General features: G+C 30.8%; 16 protein-coding genes. 2 read left to right on the top strand and 14 right to left on the bottom strand.

Annotated features, from left to right (window positions below; genetic code table 11):
- Positions 1-380 precede the first annotated feature (380 nt).
- From HMPREF2576_RS06210 to HMPREF2576_RS06240, 7 genes are all read right to left on the bottom strand, one after another.
- The gene (locus HMPREF2576_RS06210; protein ID WP_001829773.1) at positions 381-1,448 is read right to left on the bottom strand and encodes a P-loop NTPase; all 1,068 of its coding nucleotides are present in this window, start codon (positions 1,446-1,448) and stop codon (positions 381-383) included.
- A gap of 150 nt (positions 1,449-1,598) precedes the next feature.
- Positions 1,599-3,038 (bottom strand): MDR family MFS transporter, encoded by a 1,440-nt coding sequence (locus tag HMPREF2576_RS06215; protein WP_002469351.1) that lies wholly within the window; start codon positions 3,036-3,038, stop codon positions 1,599-1,601.
- Positions 3,039-3,307: 269 nt separating this feature from the next.
- Complete coding sequence (locus HMPREF2576_RS06220) at positions 3,308-3,775, bottom strand: SepA family multidrug efflux transporter (protein WP_001829729.1); 468 nt, start codon at positions 3,773-3,775, stop codon at positions 3,308-3,310.
- A gap of 190 nt (positions 3,776-3,965) precedes the next feature.
- The gene (sdrM, locus tag HMPREF2576_RS06225; protein WP_070856360.1) at positions 3,966-5,303 is read right to left on the bottom strand and encodes a multidrug efflux MFS transporter SdrM; all 1,338 of its coding nucleotides are present in this window, start codon (positions 5,301-5,303) and stop codon (positions 3,966-3,968) included.
- Positions 5,304-5,541: 238 nt separating this feature from the next.
- The gene (locus HMPREF2576_RS06230; RefSeq protein ID WP_001829724.1) at positions 5,542-6,225 is read right to left on the bottom strand and encodes a PAQR family membrane homeostasis protein TrhA; all 684 of its coding nucleotides are present in this window, start codon (positions 6,223-6,225) and stop codon (positions 5,542-5,544) included.
- A gap of 18 nt (positions 6,226-6,243) precedes the next feature.
- Entirely contained in the window at positions 6,244-7,431 is a 1,188-nt protein-coding gene (locus tag HMPREF2576_RS06235) for a UTP--glucose-1-phosphate uridylyltransferase (RefSeq protein WP_002456999.1), read from the bottom strand.
- Between the two features lie 54 nt (positions 7,432-7,485).
- Positions 7,486-7,995, bottom strand: a complete 510-nt coding sequence (locus HMPREF2576_RS06240; RefSeq protein WP_001829793.1) for a metal-dependent hydrolase — start codon at positions 7,993-7,995, stop codon at positions 7,486-7,488.
- 176 nt (positions 7,996-8,171) lie between these two features.
- On the opposite strand from HMPREF2576_RS06240, the gene HMPREF2576_RS06245 reads away from it, so the two are divergent.
- Together HMPREF2576_RS06245 and HMPREF2576_RS06250 are read left to right on the top strand one after the other, a co-directional pair.
- Positions 8,172-8,432 carry a SunI/YnzG family protein gene (locus HMPREF2576_RS06245; RefSeq protein WP_001829752.1) on the top strand — a complete coding sequence of 87 codons (261 nt, stop codon included), beginning with the start codon at positions 8,172-8,174 and terminating at the stop codon, positions 8,430-8,432.
- 152 nt (positions 8,433-8,584) lie between these two features.
- Complete coding sequence (locus HMPREF2576_RS06250) at positions 8,585-8,899, top strand: heme oxygenase (protein WP_001829739.1); 315 nt, start codon at positions 8,585-8,587, stop codon at positions 8,897-8,899.
- Positions 8,900-9,077: 178 nt separating this feature from the next.
- On the opposite strand, the gene HMPREF2576_RS06255 is transcribed toward HMPREF2576_RS06250, so the two are convergent.
- The 7 genes from HMPREF2576_RS06255 to HMPREF2576_RS06285 form a co-directional block, all read right to left on the bottom strand.
- Positions 9,078-10,451, bottom strand: coding sequence for a YjiH family protein (locus tag HMPREF2576_RS06255; RefSeq protein WP_002484860.1), 1,374 nt, complete (start codon positions 10,449-10,451; stop codon positions 9,078-9,080).
- 296 nt (positions 10,452-10,747) lie between these two features.
- Positions 10,748-11,713 carry a FecCD family ABC transporter permease gene (locus HMPREF2576_RS06260; protein ID WP_001829779.1) on the bottom strand — a complete coding sequence of 322 codons (966 nt, stop codon included), beginning with the start codon at positions 11,711-11,713 and terminating at the stop codon, positions 10,748-10,750.
- Complete coding sequence (locus HMPREF2576_RS06265) at positions 11,710-12,741, bottom strand: FecCD family ABC transporter permease (RefSeq protein WP_001832732.1); 1,032 nt, start codon at positions 12,739-12,741, stop codon at positions 11,710-11,712. Before HMPREF2576_RS06265 ends, HMPREF2576_RS06260 begins: the two co-directional genes overlap by 4 nt.
- A gap of 11 nt (positions 12,742-12,752) precedes the next feature.
- Positions 12,753-13,748 carry an ABC transporter substrate-binding protein gene (locus HMPREF2576_RS06270; RefSeq protein WP_001832728.1) on the bottom strand — a complete coding sequence of 332 codons (996 nt, stop codon included), beginning with the start codon at positions 13,746-13,748 and terminating at the stop codon, positions 12,753-12,755.
- Between the two features lie 201 nt (positions 13,749-13,949).
- Positions 13,950-15,011 carry an alanine/ornithine racemase family PLP-dependent enzyme gene (locus HMPREF2576_RS06275; RefSeq protein WP_001829764.1) on the bottom strand — a complete coding sequence of 354 codons (1,062 nt, stop codon included), beginning with the start codon at positions 15,009-15,011 and terminating at the stop codon, positions 13,950-13,952.
- 3 nt (positions 15,012-15,014) lie between these two features.
- Complete coding sequence (locus HMPREF2576_RS06280) at positions 15,015-16,772, bottom strand: IucA/IucC family protein (RefSeq protein ID WP_002456997.1); 1,758 nt, start codon at positions 16,770-16,772, stop codon at positions 15,015-15,017.
- On the bottom strand, positions 16,762-17,816 hold a 1,055-nt coding region (locus HMPREF2576_RS06285), incomplete at its 5' end, for an MFS transporter (RefSeq protein WP_141758107.1). The genes HMPREF2576_RS06280 and HMPREF2576_RS06285, both read right to left, overlap by 11 nt.

Here is a 17,816-nt window from a genome sequence, read left to right on the forward strand (position 1 = left end):
TGACATATTGTCATTCAGTTTTCAATGTTCATTTAGTAAAATCAATCTTTTTTATTGTACTATATTGTTTTAAGAAAAGTCAATAACTAATTGATATTACTTAATTAATTTTAAAAGCTTTTCGTTAACTTTGCAAGGGTTATTTTTACACCAACTCAACAAAATTATCAATCGCTTTACATCCGCTTTTCAGCGACTTTTATATAATATCAATTTTATGTTTTGAAGTCAACAATTAAATTGAATTATTTTTTATTCGTATGAGTTCTTTTATTCACTCACAAGAAAACATTCTAACACATTTCTTAAAATTTGCAATAGAAAAATCGTATGAAAATATTTTTCACACGATTTAAACGCCAATTTAGATATTCTCGATTTTATTGTTTTTGGGTGCTTGCTATAACTTTTCTTGCGATTAAAGTATACAATTCTCCTAGACGATCATCCGATTGATATATCGAAGGCGAAAAGTCATTGGGATTCCATGTAGGTTGTTCTAAAGGAAGTTCAGCAAATAATTGCGTCTCAAGTTCATCAGAAAGCTTTTTGCCTCCTCCTTTTCCGAAAACATACTCTTTTTTACCTGTTTCTTTACTTTCAAAATAGCTCATATTTTCTATAACACCAAGAATTGTATGTTCTGTATGTTTAGCCATTGCACCTGCTCGTGCCGCTACAAACGCCGCGGTTGGATGCGGTGTAGTTACTATAATTTCCTTACTTGATGGTAACATTGAATGTACATCTAAAGCTACATCTCCTGTGCCAGGTGGTAAATCAAGAAGTAAGTAATCAAGTTCTCCCCACTGTACTTCTGTAAAGAAATTCGTAAGCATCTTACCAAGCATTGGACCTCTCCAAATAACCGGTGCATTTTCTTCAACAAAAAATGCCATTGAAATAACTTTTACTCCATGTCTCTCTACAGGTATAATCTCCTTACCATCTATACCTGGTCTTTCATCTATTCCCATCATATCAGGCACACTAAAACCGTATATATCAGCGTCTACTAATCCTACTTTCTTACCTTCTCTTGCTAATGCTACGGCTAGATTGACAGCAACTGTCGATTTACCAACCCCACCTTTACCTGAAGCTATAGAAATGAATTCAACTGGATTATTTTGTGATAATAGTTCTTCAATGGTTTTGGGCTTTTCACTACCTTTTCCTATATATCTTTCGACTACTTCGCTAGGAAGTTCTTCAAAACGAATTCCCACAGTATTTGCACCATTTTCTTTTAAGGCTTTGACTATAGCCATTTGAAGATCTAATTGTGGCTGTCCCCCTAATTGCGCCATTGCCACTTTAACACTCACATGGTTAATATTATCCTTAATAGAGACATCAACAATACCTTCAGATTCTCTCAATGGCACATCAATAATCGGATCCTTTAATGCCCCTACAATTTCTTTAACTTGATTTACCGTTAACAAAGTAAATCCCCCTTATTGATTTTTAATTTATCTACATAGCAACTATAGTTGCCTGTTTATATATATATCATTTATATTTTTTAGTATAAGACTTTTCCTAATATAAAAAAAGAAGTTAGCCCATTTTTAAAATAGACTAACCTCTAATTATTATACTTTCCTACTATTGTGAGTTAAATGATTAGGCTCCTTTATAAATAACGCTAGAACAAAAGCAATAATCACAAAAACAGTGACTAAGGCGAACGATACATCAACTCCCACAGCAACACTTTGTCGCTGGATCATTTCTTTACTAGCGTGTTCACTTGATGATACAACCCATTGAGCACCTATACTCATAAAAGTGACCATTAGAGCAGTTCCTAGAGATCCCGCCATAACACGACCAAAGTTCATAATTGCCGTTCCGTGGGAAATGTCTTCAGTTTTCAATGCATTTATCCCGGTCGTATTGATAGGCATCATTAGTAAAGACACTGCAAACATACGAATCGCATAGATTACTATCAAATACGTATAGGATGTATCTACTTTAAGAAAGCATAATAGAAATGTACAAGAAATCAATAAGATAAACCCAGTAAATATTAACGGTCTAGGCCCATATTTATCGTAAAACTTTCCTGTAAACACAGACATAATACCATTGATAATCGCGCCAGGCATAATTACTAATCCTGATAGCAACGCAGATAATCCTAAAGCATTTTGAACATACAATGGAATAAGTAAAGCAGGTCCTACCATAGATAACATAATGATCATAGAAGTAATTGTAGAAAAACAAAATATTTTGTTATTAAATATTTTCAAATTTAATAATGGATTAGAAATTGTAATTTGTCGTTTAACAAAAATGCCAATGATGATTAAACTTATTAAAACTGAACAAAGAACAATTGGGTTAGAAAAACCTAGGTTACCAGCACTACTGAAAGCATAAAGCATTAAGCCAAAACCTAATGTAGAGTATATAACGGATCTTTTATCCAGTTTTGTTTCTTTCGTCGTGTTATAACTTGAAATCGATACAAAACCAAATATAAATGTAACTAATGCTATACCGACAATAACAATAAATGGCACTCTCCAACTTGCATTGTCAATGATTAAACCAGTAAATGTAGGTCCAATTGCAGGTGCAAATTGTATAACTAATCCTGCAAGTCCCATTGCAAATCCACGGTGTTCTTTGGAGAACAATGTAAACAATGTAAATTGCATTAATGGCATGAGTATACCTGCACCGACAGCTTGAATTACCCGTGCAATCATGAGCACGCCAAAATTAGGTGCAATAGCAGCAACGATAGACCCTATCAGAAATGATCCCATTGCACCTAAATATAGCGGTCTTGTTTTTACTTTATCCATTAAATAAGCGGTGAGTGGAATCATGACACCATTCACTAACATGAAACCTGTAATCAGCCACTGCGATGTATTCTCATTAATATTTAACTCACGCATAATGTGTGGCAAGGCTGTATTAAGTAATGTTTGATTTAAAATGGCCACGAAAGCGCTAATTAACATTACAGATACAATTAAATTTCGCTTAGTCTTAGACAATTCATAACTGGCCATAAACATATACTCCTTTTTATTCAAATGATAATTCCATATTCAACCAAATTTTAATTACAGATACAAACTTAATGCTCAGAATAATATAGAGATTTCTTATTATTTTGGATGCCATTATAGTGTAATTATTTAAACTTTGAACTGCTTGGTAAAGCATGACACAACTGCAATTTTTATTAGCATTATCAATCATTACCATTAAATAATTAAATTATTTTCTATCGTTAAGTTCAATTATTCCATATTAAATTCTCTTTTTTACAGAAGCCTTACTTTTTATTATTCAAATTTTTACTTTCAGGATAAAAAACTTCTTTACATACAAATAAAAATCCTATAATAATCATAATTACCCAAAAATGTATATTAACATGTACATAGTGTATGTGAACTATAAAATAAAACATAATTGTAGTAACAATATAGGAGATGAGATGAAAGTTAATACCTTGAAAGTATGGATTTTTTGGAAGATTCTTTTTAAAATAATCCATTAAATGCTCAATTGAAAATAAAGTAAAATAGCCTAAAACGATATAACTACCGTAGTATATTAAATTATCATAAAAGCCTTTATTGTAACTAAAATCGCCTAAGTGTAAATAAATAAGGATGCGACTCAAACCGTACAAACCAAAGCCTAAAAATGTTAAAAAAATTGCTCCGGAAATAACAAATATAGTGAGAACAATAAGTGTTACTAATAAATGATATGATTTATTTTTTAAAAATTTCATCACTTTTGTCCTCCCCTACACTTCGTATACATATATATTATCATGTAAATAAGAGCATATAAAATTTTAAGTTATACAACATTTCTGCTTCTCATCTCAACTTATTTCATTTTATTTTCACAAAAAAGCAAGTAGATATGGTATATGCATTTCTACTTGCTCATAATTAAAAAATCATTCTGCATTTTTTCTAAGATTGAATAGTATTGCTTTTATATAATGTCATCCACATTACAATTAAACATACTGCAATTATTAAGACTAATCCTAATACATTGTGTAAATTAGAACCAAATAAACCAACATTTAGTGCATACATATAGCCCATAATCGTAGATCCGACTGACGAACCTAAATTTTTTGTCAATGCATAAAATGACATCATCTTTTTCATATTTTTTGGAGAAGTTTCCTCTTGGACAATAACACTATCTTTTGTATAAATATAACCAAAACTTAAACCTGCAAAAACAACCGCAAAAGCAATAAGCAATGGGAGTTTTAAGCCAAACATTATCATCAGACTACTAACTAATAAAACAAAAAATGAGCAAATATATAATGTTTTTCTAGTAAAATGCGCTTCTATTTTAGCTAAATTGAAATTAAGCGTAATCCAAGCAACAGACAACGGGAATATTACAAATCCACTTTGTAAAGGTGATAAACTAAGTTTTTCTTGTAAATATACTGGTATATATAAATTATATCCCATCAGTGTTATCGCAATAAGTAAATCCGTTATAAAAACTAGAACTATTGATATGTTAAATTCTTTTGTTGGAAGAAATGGTTGTTCGATACTATTTTCTATTTTAAATAGTAGCCATAAAACAGCTAAAGCTAAAATAATTGAGAATATGTTAAAAATAATATGATGTTGGTTGAGTAAACCAAACATTAATAAAGCTATAAAGATATAAAAGATAATCAATCCTTTTATATCAAAACGACTCTGTTGTACTTGTGTCTCATCAGGAAAATGAAAAGTCATAAGTACAAGTATTATTGCCACTATAGCAATAGGAATATTGATATAGAATAGCCAATGCCATGAAGCAAACTCTAAAATCGCACCACCTAATAATGGGCCAATAATACTCGAAATTCCCCAAACACTTCCAACTATACCCATAATTTTATATCTCAAAGGAATTTCAAAAGCCAACTTAGGAACTATTTGTGAGAGTGACATCATAACTCCTGCTCCAAAACCTTGTACTGTTCGAGAGATAATTAAAAAAGTAAACGTCTGACTTAATCCCGACATTAAACTACTTAAGGCAAACAATAATACCCCTACAACAGCAATGTAAATAATTTTAAATCTAGACATAAGTTCACCAACGATAGGGTTAGCTATGACTAAAGCAATAAAATATACGGTAAATACTAATGAAACTAGATTACCGGCATTCAAACTATTTTTTATTGTTGGTAATGCTAATGAAATAATAGATGTTTCTATAGCTGCCATAAACATTATTAGTATGAGTGCCATTACAGTAATGATAGACTTAAGATTCATAAAAAAACTCCCTTTTTATTGGATTTAGCTATTGAAACGTAAAATTGACTTTTTAATATGATGATACTCATACACCTTTTGTTTTCAATAAAAAAGAGTGAGATCAGTACATCTCACCCCTTTATAAAGTCTATAAAGTTAAAATTTCAACGCAATCATGTGTTTATTTGAAGTATAATGATATTTCTAAAAATAATACTTATTTTTCTCTCTAACTTATAATGACAGAATGTTGCAATCACATAAAATAAAAAATGCCTATCATATGTAAGAAAGAAGCAAGAACAATAAATATATGCCAAATCATATGAAAATAAGGTTTATTTTTTTGGGCATAAAACCATGCTCCGATAGTATAAGATAACCCACCAAGAAATATAAAGAAAATAAACCACCATGATGTTCGCATAATAATAATAGGTAAAAATATGATACCTACCCATCCCATCACCAAATAAACAATGAGACTTAATCTATGATTGACTTTAGTTGCTATTGATTTATACAAAATCCCCCATAATGTCGTTCCCCATAATAATATTGTCACGAGCCAACCTAACCAACCGCCGACAACACTTAACAAAACAGGTGTGTATGTTCCTGAAATAGCCACATAAATCATACTATGGTCAATAATCCTTAATATATATTTATGAGACGTATTATTTTGCATTGAATGATAAATGGTTGATGATATGAACATCATAAAAATACTAATCACATAAACTGACACACTAATTGACTCTAATGTGCCACCATTGTTAAAACTATGCACTGCTGCATATGGAAGAATAAATAATGTAAGTAATGCAGCAGCACCATGTGATGCTGCATTACCAATCTCTTCTCCAAATGTTAAAGGAATGATGTCCTTAAAAGTTTCTACCACAGAATCGTTTTTTCGCTTAGATGATTGAGACATCTATTCCACCACCTTTAGTTAAATCAAATCCATTCGTTTTAAATCTTCTGTAGCTGTATGTACACTATCCTTACCTTCTTTATTTTTTAAAGGTGAAAATTCTTCTTCTCTTGGAACTTGTAATGTTACAAAGCTTGTACCGTACCTAAATATATCAAAATAAAATAATTCAAACTTTAATGTAGGACGTTCAACCACACCAAAATTTTCATCTAATTGCTTTAATTGCTTGATTGCCAAATGATACGGTAATTCTCTATCAACAGCACTGGTAATGAAACCTAGTTTAAAAGCATGGATACCTATATTAGCATTGTTAAATTGATTTGCTATGTCTGTATCTAATTCAGAATACTCTAACACAGTGTCTTTACAATCAACATTTACAAGCCGACCTACACTTTCACTATCTTTAGGTTGAATTGTTTTTGATGTGATGTCTTTACTTTGTGTCACTGTAAAACCGGCAAATAACGGGTCTAAAACTTTAACTAAGACATTATCAATGTTATTTAAGAAGATATATTTGACGTGATCTTGTTGCATCTTATCAAGGTATCCTGCTTTCTTAAGAGACTTGAATACACCCCCATTACCATTAGGTGTTTCCATTATATGTCCATCTCTATTTAAAACAAGCTTTCCTTCTTCACTTAAAGCAACAATGTTATCTTGCTTAAAGAAATGAATATGATTGGCATCATAGTTAAAATATTTATGTTGTTTAAAATACTCTATTGTATCTTTATGATTAATGTCACTTGTCATAATATACCAATTAATTGTGTGGCCGGTTTCTTCTTTTAAACGAATCAGTTGACGCGCCTGAAGTTCAAATAAACTCGTACCCTCTATTTCAAAAGAACCTTTAGGCCCTTTATATCCTAAACGCGTACCTTGTCCTCCAGCCATCAATAATACAGCAAATTCACCATTTCGTATTGCCTCATAACCTTTTTGTTCATATGTATGTCGTTCTTCTTCATTGAGTCGTGATTTCACTTCATATTTGACTTCAGATACAGAAGATACATCATCAATAGTTTTTCTATTAACATATAAATCTTGATATAAATCTTGAATTTCTGCAAGATTTAACTGATCTACTTTTTCATCTAAAGCATTCTTTTCATTACTACTCATTAATTTTTCATATTCATACAAATGCTCTTGGTTATACTTTTCCAATTGATTTTTGTCTAACATGATAACGCTCCTTATGTATACGTAATTTTAATTGTTATTTTTCTCATAATAATCTTATTTGATTAACCAATAGTGCATCATAGTATTTAAATATGGTTGAAATAAAGTATATATCGCACCAACACTTAATGCAGTAGCTAGAGATACATCTACTAGTCCCCCAGTTTTAAAATGAATGGGTGATACGATATTAAATGGTAAAGGATATAATAGTTTAACACCTCTTGGGGTTAATATATCAAGTATAACATGCGAAAACATACCAATAACAATTGCAACCATATAATACATCGGAGTTTGTATGAAGTACAGTAAAAAACTAATTCCTATAATAAATAAAAGTGAATGCGTAAATGTTCTATGACCAAATAAAATTCTGACAAAAAAACTAGTAAGCCTAAATCGTCTTCCTATTTTACTTTGTGTATGACATATATCTGGCAATATACTTGAAATGACTGAAAGTACAATCACTGATATAGAAGTAAATATATCTGTATGAAAATATTGTGTGGTTATTGCACCGACTAAAAAGCCACATGATGCGTGTGTTTTACCTGTCATGTTTTGTTCTCCTTTATAAAAATATTTTAGCATATTTCATCCTATAATGCGAACATACTTTCGTACTTATATTTTATTAGTATGACATAATTTTAAAAAGTATCACATAAATACTTGAAAACGATTACACAATCATTTATGATAGGTTTATAAATTAATTAAAGGAAGTGTTTTCAATGGCAATGACAGTTAAGAAAAACGATAATGAAGTTCGTATTCAATGGAGAGTAGCAGATATCAAAATTCCAAATAATGAAATTAAAAATGTTACTCAAGATCAAGATATTCATGCCGTACCAGAAGAGAATGGTAAAGAAATCTCTCGTATTGGTTCTACTTTCGGAAAAACAAATCGCGTATTAATTGATACCGATCAACACTTATATATTATTTACACTCAAAATGATCAAAAAGTATATAATGAGTTAACAAAATAAATTACAGATTTATATTTTTCAACATAACTTTATAATTAGACTGTCGACATAATTCAATACAATGTCGACAGTTTTTTAATGTGATATTTACAAAATTGCAAAGCTAAATGATAAATATTATATTGAAGAAAATAGACTTGGAGGTAATTAGAATGTTCGTTGTTACAAATAGAATCACTGTAAAAAAAGGATATGCAAAACAAATGGCGCCTAATTTTACTAAAGGAGGACCTATTGAATCTTTAAAGGGCTTTGAAGGTATTGAAGTTTGGCAAATTGATAAAGATGATTATAGCGAAGATATGTATGTAAATAGTTGGTGGGAAACTGAAGAAGATTTTAAAAATTGGGTGAATAGTGATGTATTTAAACAAGCACATAAAAATACTGGAAAATCCGAAGATTCACCAGTCATTAAAAGCGAAATTGTTAAATCAAATGTTTTATCTTCTTTGAACAGAAGATAAATTATCTAAAGGGAGTGGGCTAGAATACGTATATGATTTATTGTCTAATTTTTATAATTATAAAAATTAGAACAAGTTTGATATATGAGAATTTTTATTTCAACCATTAGTAATTTATATTACTGTTGTTATGATTTTCTTCCCCCCACTCTCACTAAATTAAAAATGAGTATATCTTTTATCCGATAAATAAATGCGCTAATAAAGCAATTATTGGAAGCGTAATGATAGTACGAATTAAAAAAATCATAAATAATTTACTTATACTAACTGGAATTTTAGAACCAAGAATCACGCCGCCTACTTCAGATAAATACACAAGTTGTGAGATACTCAATGCTCCAATTACAAAACGTGTTACATCATTTTGAACCCCTTCAATAAGAATTGAAGGTAAGAACATATCGGCAAACCCAATTAAAATTGTTTGTGATGCTTCATGTGCTTCTGGAATTTGTAACAATTCTAGTACTGGAACAAATGGTTTTCCTATAATTTCAAAAACAGGCGTGTAGTTAGCAATAATGGTAGCTATTGTTCCTATACTCATAACAACTGGTAAAATTACAAACCACATATCTACAACTGTTTTAAAACCTGAAATTAAAAATTCTTTAAACCCTGGCGATTTAATTCCAACTTCAGTTGCTAAATCAAAACCATATTTTAATGCTGTTTTGCCTTCTGGTAGCTGTTCATTACGAGCCTCTTCACTTACTTCTTTAGCATATTCGTCAGGAATATTTTTAAGTGGCCAAATTCTTGGCATAATCATTGCTGCAATTAAGCATGAAATGACAACTGTTAAATAAAAATAGAAAAATTGATCTTGCATTCTAATTGTTTCGGCAATGACAATAGCGAACGTAATAGATACAACACTAAAGGTTGTGGATATTACTGTTGCTTCTCTTCTAGAGTAATATCCTTCACCATATTGTCTACTAGTAATTAAAACACCAACTGTACCATCACCTATAAATGAAGCTAGATTATCAACTGTCGATCTACCAGGTAAAGTAAACAAAGGTCGCATGATAGGTCTAAAGATGGGTCCAAGTAATTCTAATAGACCATACTCCATTAATAAAGGTAAAAAGATTGCAGCAAATAAAAATACTGCTACAAGAGTAGGTAATAAACTTGAAAATACTAATCCACCTGTATCTTCAGATTTAATCATTTCAGGTCCAATATTTAAAAATGTTAACCAAGAAAAGAAGACAGCTAATACTCTCAAAACAAGCCATCCTATTTTAACGTTGAAAGCACTGCTCATTAAACCTTGAGGATTTAATTTATTTTTATAAATTGTAGAGCATAATATTGTTAAAATACCTGATACAGTTATGATGGTTACAATTAAAATTGGCATGATACCACCAAGCCAATCTTTTAATAAACCAGCTAAAAAAGCTATAGGAAGTGTCGTTTGCTGCTTTCCATCTTGAACGACTGGTATAGGAACTAAAAATAATATAATCCCTAACAATGACATAGTGATAAATTTAATTCTACCTCTTACTATGTCAACTTTTTTAAATCCATTCATATATATTCAATCCATTTCTATCTTTTTATATCCATATGTAATTTAAAGTATATCACATTATATATATGCATTATTTTGAATAATTACGTAAAGAACACTATACGCTATTTATTAACTTTTAGCAAATCCATTTTAACTCTTTTTCATTTAAGCAGTTCTATTCGTATATGATTTATATTTTTATTTTTTAATGGGCCATCAAAATGATATTGTGACATCAATAAGAGCCTGTACATTAATTTGTAATGTATCAGGCTCTATAACTAAAAAATACGATATTGAAACTATCAAATTTACTACATCTTACGTAATAAAAATAAGAAATAAGGTGCGCCTATAATTGCTATTACAACACCTACAGGAATATCAAGAGGAGGTTGTATACCTCTTGCTAAACCATCACCAAAAGTTAATAATATTGCTCCTACCAAACCTGACATGATTATAACATGTATATTTTTATGGCCGACAAGTTGACGTGCAATATGAGGTGCTATAAGACCTAAAAAACTAATACCCCCTACTACCGCAATGGAAGCACCTGCTAACATTACTGCTAATACAAGTAAAATCATTTTTAAGATTTTTACACGTGCTCCTAGTGCAATGGCTACATGATCACCTAAATTTAAAATATCAAGTTGATACCCTAATAACAATACTATAGGTACAGTGATAATAAACCATGGTAATAAACTATAAAAATTGACTATATTATGACCGTATAAACTACCAGTCAACCATAATAACGCATTATTTGCATCAAGAGGATTACGTATAAGCAAGAATTGGACAATGGCCGTACAAATTGCACCTATCGCTAAACCTATCAATGCTAATTTTGATCCCTTTACATCAAATTTTGAAATAAGAACTGAAAGAATAATACTTATTGTCAAAGCACCGATAAATGAACCTAAAGGAAGAACAAATAGAGGTGCTGATGGAAATATCATTATGATCATTACTGCTGCTAAACTTGCCCCTTTTGTTATTCCAATAACATCAGGTGAAGCAAGTGGATTTCTTATAACCCCTTGTATCACCGAGCCAGAAATAGCTAAACTACTGCCTATAAGTAATCCTAAAAGTGTTCTAGGAATTCGATATTCATTTAAAATAAAGTCATTGTGTAAAAAGAAGCCTGTAACTGCATGAATAGGATTAATCATTACTGATCCTATACATAGACTAAAGATTGTACTAAAAATTAATAACAGTAAGACAATGGTATAGCGCATCTTCAGGTTTTGTTTAATCATATGCGATTCACCCCTCTAACAGTTATGAATAAGAAGTAAAAAGCACCAACAAATGATGTAACAATACCTACTGGCGATTCGAATGGATAAGTAATTAAGCGACACAATACATCAGAAATAAGTAATAAAGTAGCGCCGAATATAAATGTTAAAGGTATCATCAATACATAATTTTTATTTATATATCTTTTCACTATGTGTGGAACTATCAAACCTACAAATCCTATAGGCCCAGCAATAGAAACAGAAACACCAGCAAGAACAACGACCAATATTCCAACAATCATTCTGACGATTTCTGTTCTTTGTCCTAATCCTCTGGCAATATCATCACCTAACTCTAATATAGTTAATTGTCTTCCCATAAATATGGTCACAAAAATAGCAAGGAGTAAAAATGGTAAGATGAATATAATCTGTTGCCATTTTATACCGGCTAATGAACCAACTAACCAGAACATCACTGTATCATTAGAATCTTCATTTAAAATAATTATACCTTGAGTCATACTACTAAAGAACAGATGAATAGCCATACCTGCAAGTGCTAATTTAATCGGTGTAATCGACTTAGTAGAGCCAGACAATGTATAAACAGTAAAACCTCCTAAGAAGGCACCAATTATCGCTAAAATTGTAGAGTAAGAGCCTAGTGATGGTATAAGTACAGTTATAAGTACAATAACGAAGGAAGCACCTGCATTCACACCAAAAATCTGTGGTGAAGCCAAAGGATTTTTGGTAATTGCTTGCATCAATAAACCTGCAATTGCTAAAGCGCCACCAATAATTAAACCAGCTAACATTCTTGGCATACGTACATTGTGTATTAAGAAAGTTGCCTTTGTATTCGTGTGTCCAGTTACATAACTTAAAATATCATTAAATTGTATTTTTGAAGAACCAATCGCTAAATTCAAATATACTGAAATAAAAAGAAGGCACACACCCACAATAAAAGTGAGTGTAGTGCGCTTTTTCTTTTTTTGTTCAATAGCGGATTGACTATCTTTATTCACCATAGTCATTGTTTTCCACCTTACTTATTATCTTTTTTACTATCTTTCTTAGATAATTCAACAAGTTCTTTTGCCATTTCTTCTGAAGAAATTAAACCACGTGATCTTGCCCATAAGTCACGGTCTAAAATATCAACACGTTGATTTTTCACAGCGTTTAATTTCTTCCATACAGGATCTTTTTCTAGTTCTTTTAGTGAAGGTTCGTTAGAACTTGCTTTGTTTGTCATTATGAACATACGCTCAGGATTCACTTGAGATAAAGTTTCAGTGTTCATTTGTAAGTAAGGTCCTTTAAGATACTTACTTAAACCTTTAGTAACATCATCACTTAATGCTTCTTTAAAACCTAGTTGACTTAGGAATTGACCAACATAAGAGTTGCTTGGATGAGCAAGCAAACCTGATTTAGCAGCTACTGCAGGCAATACCTTTTGATTTTTATCCATAGTTATTTCTTTTTTATATTCTTCAATTTTCTTATCGTGTTCTTCTAAGCGTTTTTTACCTTCTTCTTCTTTACCTAAAGCTTTTGAAATTGTTTTAAAAGCATCAATATTTTCATTATAATCTCCATCGAAACTTTTCAGTTCAATCGTAGGAGCAATTTTATTTAAGTCTTTATAAATACCTTTGTGTCTATTATTATCAGCAATAATTAAATCTGGTTTAAGTTTACTGATTTCTTCTAAGTTAGGTTGCTTACGTGTTCCTACAGAAGTGTATTTTCCAATTTTATCTCTTAATGGTTTAATAATACGATTTTTTTTGTTATCATCCGCTATCCCAACAGGTTTAACATCTAAAGCAACTAACGCATCAACAAATGAATACTCAAGAACAACAACACGTTTAGGGTGTTTAGGTACTTTCGTAGTACCTTCTTCGTGCTTGATTTCAACTCCATCTTTTGATGACTCTTTACTTGAGTTACTTGAACTATTATTTCCACATGCTGCAGTTGCAATTAAAACAAACAATAAGCCAATTACACTTAAAATTTTTAAACCTCTCACTGATTCCACTCCTTAATATGTATATGCTTACATTATTAGTTTATTGATAACGATTCTCAATGTCAATAACTTATTTTATTATTTTCATAATTAATCCAATTCTGAACAAATGATGTTTACAAAAAATGCTGGTTTTTAATAAGTAAAACCTATCAAATTTAATTTGAGACGGTGCGTTGAGTTAAAGGTAAATAAGAACTATTAGCACTGGGAATATATAGGCATATCGAAGTTCTGAACAAGGGATTCTATTTTTGAATCACTACTATATAACTTAGTTAAATTTTTCATATACATGCTCTGAGACAGTGCTTCATAATTCAAGCTAAATTGAAGTTTATCACCGATTTGATAATGATCTTGGTTATTTAAATCAATCATCAAATGATCACTTGATGCACCTAATATTCTTATATCATTCCCAAGAGGTTTTATCCCCTCAATAAACGTATCTAAATAACCGATATCTACTATAGCTTGTAAATAAGATTGATTATTTTTTTGATATAGACGTGGTTTTATCTCTATAATTTCTGCTTCTAATACTATCGCATTTTGATATAAGCTATTAATTGAATGATTTGTCGTCGTATCTATACCCCTTAATAATGCCTCCCCTATACGAAGATCATTGATTTTATCTAAATGATTGTACAGTGTTTGAGGTAACATACTCGAATTTCCACCTGAAATAATTCTAAACTTAAAATGAGTTTCGTTTTCTACATTATGTATGAATTTGTTTATCATACGAACATCTTTTTCATTGGGTGCTTCTGATTTAAAGCACATAAAATTAAATGCCAAGCCAACAAGTTGTATGTGAGATAATCTAAGTACTTCTTGAACATAACGCACCACATCATAGGTCAAGACCCCTTCTCTACCATCTTTCCAGTCAACCATTAGCATGATTTGATGTTTAATATCAAGTGATTTTGCTAACGTATTAAGTTTTTTGATTGTGGTTAATTCAGTTTGGATACTCATTTCTACTCTTGAAATCATCTTTTCCAAATCTGCTTCAACAGTAGGTCGTAACAATGTAAATGTAATATCTAAATCTTTGAGTTGTTCAATGTTATCTAGTCTTGATTCAGCAAAATGAGTAATTCCTAAAGACTTAATACTTGATACAATACGTTTATCCCCTGCGACACATTTAATTACTGGTGTGAAATGGATATGTCTACGTTCTAATAACGATTGAAGTACTTTGGCATTATATTTAATTTTAGATAAATTGACACGAACATTCGCCATGCACTACACCTCTTTTTTTATTGGATTATCTAACTTGGTATTTAAATATTTTTTCACTTTATTTTCCATTCTCATACTTAATAAAGCTTTGACTGTGATAGTTGACCCAAACAATATTTTTTTCAATTTTTCAGCATGTGGCTTGTCATTATCGATTGCCATTTCGATTTCTTCACGCACAATTTCAAATAATTCTTCTTCTATTACTTCATCATACTGATTAAAATGATGAATCAATTCTGCTAGTTGATTTTGAATAACTGCATGTTGAAATTTAGCAATAACCTCTTCAATAGTATCTGCAATAAGACTTTCATTTGTAACATCTATTTGAGGAACTTTCTGTTTAAGTGTATTTAAATCTATACGAGAACCACCTAAATCACGTACAATGAATTTCATTTTATAATTAGGTCCAAGATTAACAATCGTATTTTGCATATGTGCTTCAAGTGCTATGCCATAATTTTGAATATACGCAATAAGCGGTGTAACTAAGGTTTGTGTATAAATTGCTATAAAATGCTTAATATGATCAAGTGTGATTTCATTTTCTATCCATTTTAAATAACTATCTACAACTGCCTGATTATCAATTGGATTAGGATTAACTAAACTAGCTGTTACAACTGTACAACCATAATCATATATCGTAGGTTTTTGACGTATGATAAGCGCTAATTGTTTTGATAAATCAGATGCCGTGTGAGCATAAGCTCCATAAGGTTCCATCGCGACTTGAAGTTCTGGAAATTCCTGAAGCAATCCTTGTAATGCATGGCTTAACTTAGGACCATCTACAGTCGTAACTGATGAAACTGTTCTAACAGCACTTGTAGCTTGAACATTTACTGGCAATTTCACATGATATGGTGTATGAATTAAATCCATTGTTCTAAATGATAAAGTAGCTTTGGACTCAACAGTAAATGGTGTAGGTAGTAAGATTTTCTTGGCTATCCATTCTTCAAATTGTTCGCCGATAGTATGATCATACTGCCAAGGATGTATCAACATCACTCTGTAATCGTTAAGATTTAATCGAAGTGGCTCGAGGTAGCATTTTAAACGATCTCGATATTCAGGAATAACTTGATTTAGAATAAAATTTTGATCATCATTTATTGCTGTTGTTACTACATGATTTTTTTCAATAAGCATAATATTTAATGGAATAACTTTTTCAAATTCTGGTGCATAAAGTTTCAATTCATTAGTACTGAGAGGCAATTTAGTTTTTGTTAAAGGATGTGTTGGATGCCCTTCTATCACAAGACTTTCCGAGTAACTTAAATCATCTGTAATACCACTATCTTGTAAATGTTGCAGCCAAGCAATAAAATTTATAGAATCGGGTAATTTACTAAATTTCATACTCTGATGAATGAGTGTTTGTCTATTATAAAAATGTTTGTACGTTTCATACAAACTATCCCTACTATGTATTAATTCATCGTATAATCGTTTTGAAATGTTGATATGAAATATTTCCGTTAGTATTTGAAGAAGTTCTTCTAAACTTTCAATTGATTGAGACAATTTTTTATTTTTTAATACTATGTCACCAGTAAAAACGTATCTTTTTAAGGCACTTTTTCGCGCTACTTTTAACGATAAAAGGTGATTATTGAGAAAAATTTCAACTTTACACGTACCTTCTTTAATACGCATACCTTCAGAAACAATATGTTCCTTAATCATTGCGTTAATCGTTCGATATTGGATGTTTTTGTCAGCTAAAAGCCATTCCTTATGATTCATTATTGCTCTCCTCCATATTCGAAATACGTTGTATGATATAAAAAATGAGTGAAATACTGATAGTGCTAATTCCCATAATAGTAAATGTAGTTAAAATACCGAACATATCCGCGAAAAAGCTCATTATTAAACTACCTAACGGAATCATACCTCGATCCATCATTATAATACTTAATACTTTCCCTCTATCACAGTCCTTTACACTATGTTGAAAATAAACTCTATTAGTTGTTCTAGCCCATTGACTAAACAAGCCTATTAACGTAATACAGATAAACATAACTACTAAATGATGTATGATAATACCTAGTAAAGCTATACCAAATAATATTGAACTGAGATAATACATTTTTACTGTACTCAAGTGTTTTAAAATTGATGGTAAGACTATTGTTGCAACTATTCCTCCAATCGCACAAAAAGTCATAGCTATACCAAACACTTGCGATTGACCAGGAAAAATATGGTTTGTTAATACTGGTAAAACTGTAGTGTAAGAAAAGCCTGTTGCCATAATAATTATAGACGTAATGAATATCTGACTACCTTCTAAATTACTTTTAAAATAATTTAGTACAACTTTAAGTGGTAGTGCTTTTCCTTCTTTTTGACTTAATATGACTTCAAAATGAATAGGTATACATAAAACTGCTGCGATAAAATAGCACACTGCTTGAGCTAAAAATGTAGTGGGTGTATGGTATACAGCTATTAATCCACCTGCTATTGCTGGTCCTATTGATCGGCATATATTAATAATGAACGAATGAAAAGAAACTGCTTGAGTTGTAGAAATTTTACTAGATAAATCAGGTAAAACTGCTTGTCTCACTGGAGTTTCTACAGCACTTAGTATGCCCCTAAATGTTGCATATAAAAGAATGATGAAAATCGGTATACTGTTAAGACTATAAGTAAGTAAACACAATAATGCTGTAATTATGAATGATGAAGTAATAGTGATCCGTAACAGAAGCCCTTTGTCATATTTATCAGCTATGGATCCTGCCCAAACACTTAATAGTAAAATAGGTATAAGACGAC

The sequence above is a fragment of the Staphylococcus sp. HMSC063F05 genome (assembly GCF_001837075.1).
Lineage (GTDB): Bacteria > Bacillota > Bacilli > Staphylococcales > Staphylococcaceae > Staphylococcus > Staphylococcus epidermidis.

Bases quoted from the DNA above. Each gene is read 5' to 3' on its own strand.
- HMPREF2576_RS06255 (WP_002484860.1), bottom strand. From the start codon at position 10,451: ATGAATGGATTTAAAAAAGTTGACATAGTAAGAGGTAGAATTAAATTT.
- sdrM (WP_070856360.1), bottom strand. From the start codon at position 5,303: ATGAATCTTAAGTCTATCATTACTGTAATGGCACTCATACTAATAATG.
- HMPREF2576_RS06245 (WP_001829752.1), top strand. From the start codon at position 8,172: ATGGCAATGACAGTTAAGAAAAACGATAATGAAGTTCGTATTCAATGG.
- HMPREF2576_RS06240 (WP_001829793.1), bottom strand. From the start codon at position 7,995: ATGACAGGTAAAACACACGCATCATGTGGCTTTTTAGTCGGTGCAATA.
- HMPREF2576_RS06230 (WP_001829724.1), bottom strand. From the start codon at position 6,225: ATGTCTCAATCATCTAAGCGAAAAAACGATTCTGTGGTAGAAACTTTT.
- HMPREF2576_RS06275 (WP_001829764.1), bottom strand. From the start codon at position 15,011: ATGGCGAATGTTCGTGTCAATTTATCTAAAATTAAATATAATGCCAAA.
- HMPREF2576_RS06260 (WP_001829779.1), bottom strand. From the start codon at position 11,713: ATGATTAAACAAAACCTGAAGATGCGCTATACCATTGTCTTACTGTTA.
- HMPREF2576_RS06235 (WP_002456999.1), bottom strand. From the start codon at position 7,431: ATGTTAGACAAAAATCAATTGGAAAAGTATAACCAAGAGCATTTGTAT.
- HMPREF2576_RS06265 (WP_001832732.1), bottom strand. From the start codon at position 12,741: ATGACTATGGTGAATAAAGATAGTCAATCCGCTATTGAACAAAAAAAG.
- HMPREF2576_RS06220 (WP_001829729.1), bottom strand. From the start codon at position 3,775: ATGAAATTTTTAAAAAATAAATCATATCATTTATTAGTAACACTTATT.
- HMPREF2576_RS06280 (WP_002456997.1), bottom strand. From the start codon at position 16,772: ATGAATCATAAGGAATGGCTTTTAGCTGACAAAAACATCCAATATCGA.
- HMPREF2576_RS06215 (WP_002469351.1), bottom strand. From the start codon at position 3,038: ATGGCCAGTTATGAATTGTCTAAGACTAAGCGAAATTTAATTGTATCT.
- HMPREF2576_RS06250 (WP_001829739.1), top strand. From the start codon at position 8,585: ATGTTCGTTGTTACAAATAGAATCACTGTAAAAAAAGGATATGCAAAA.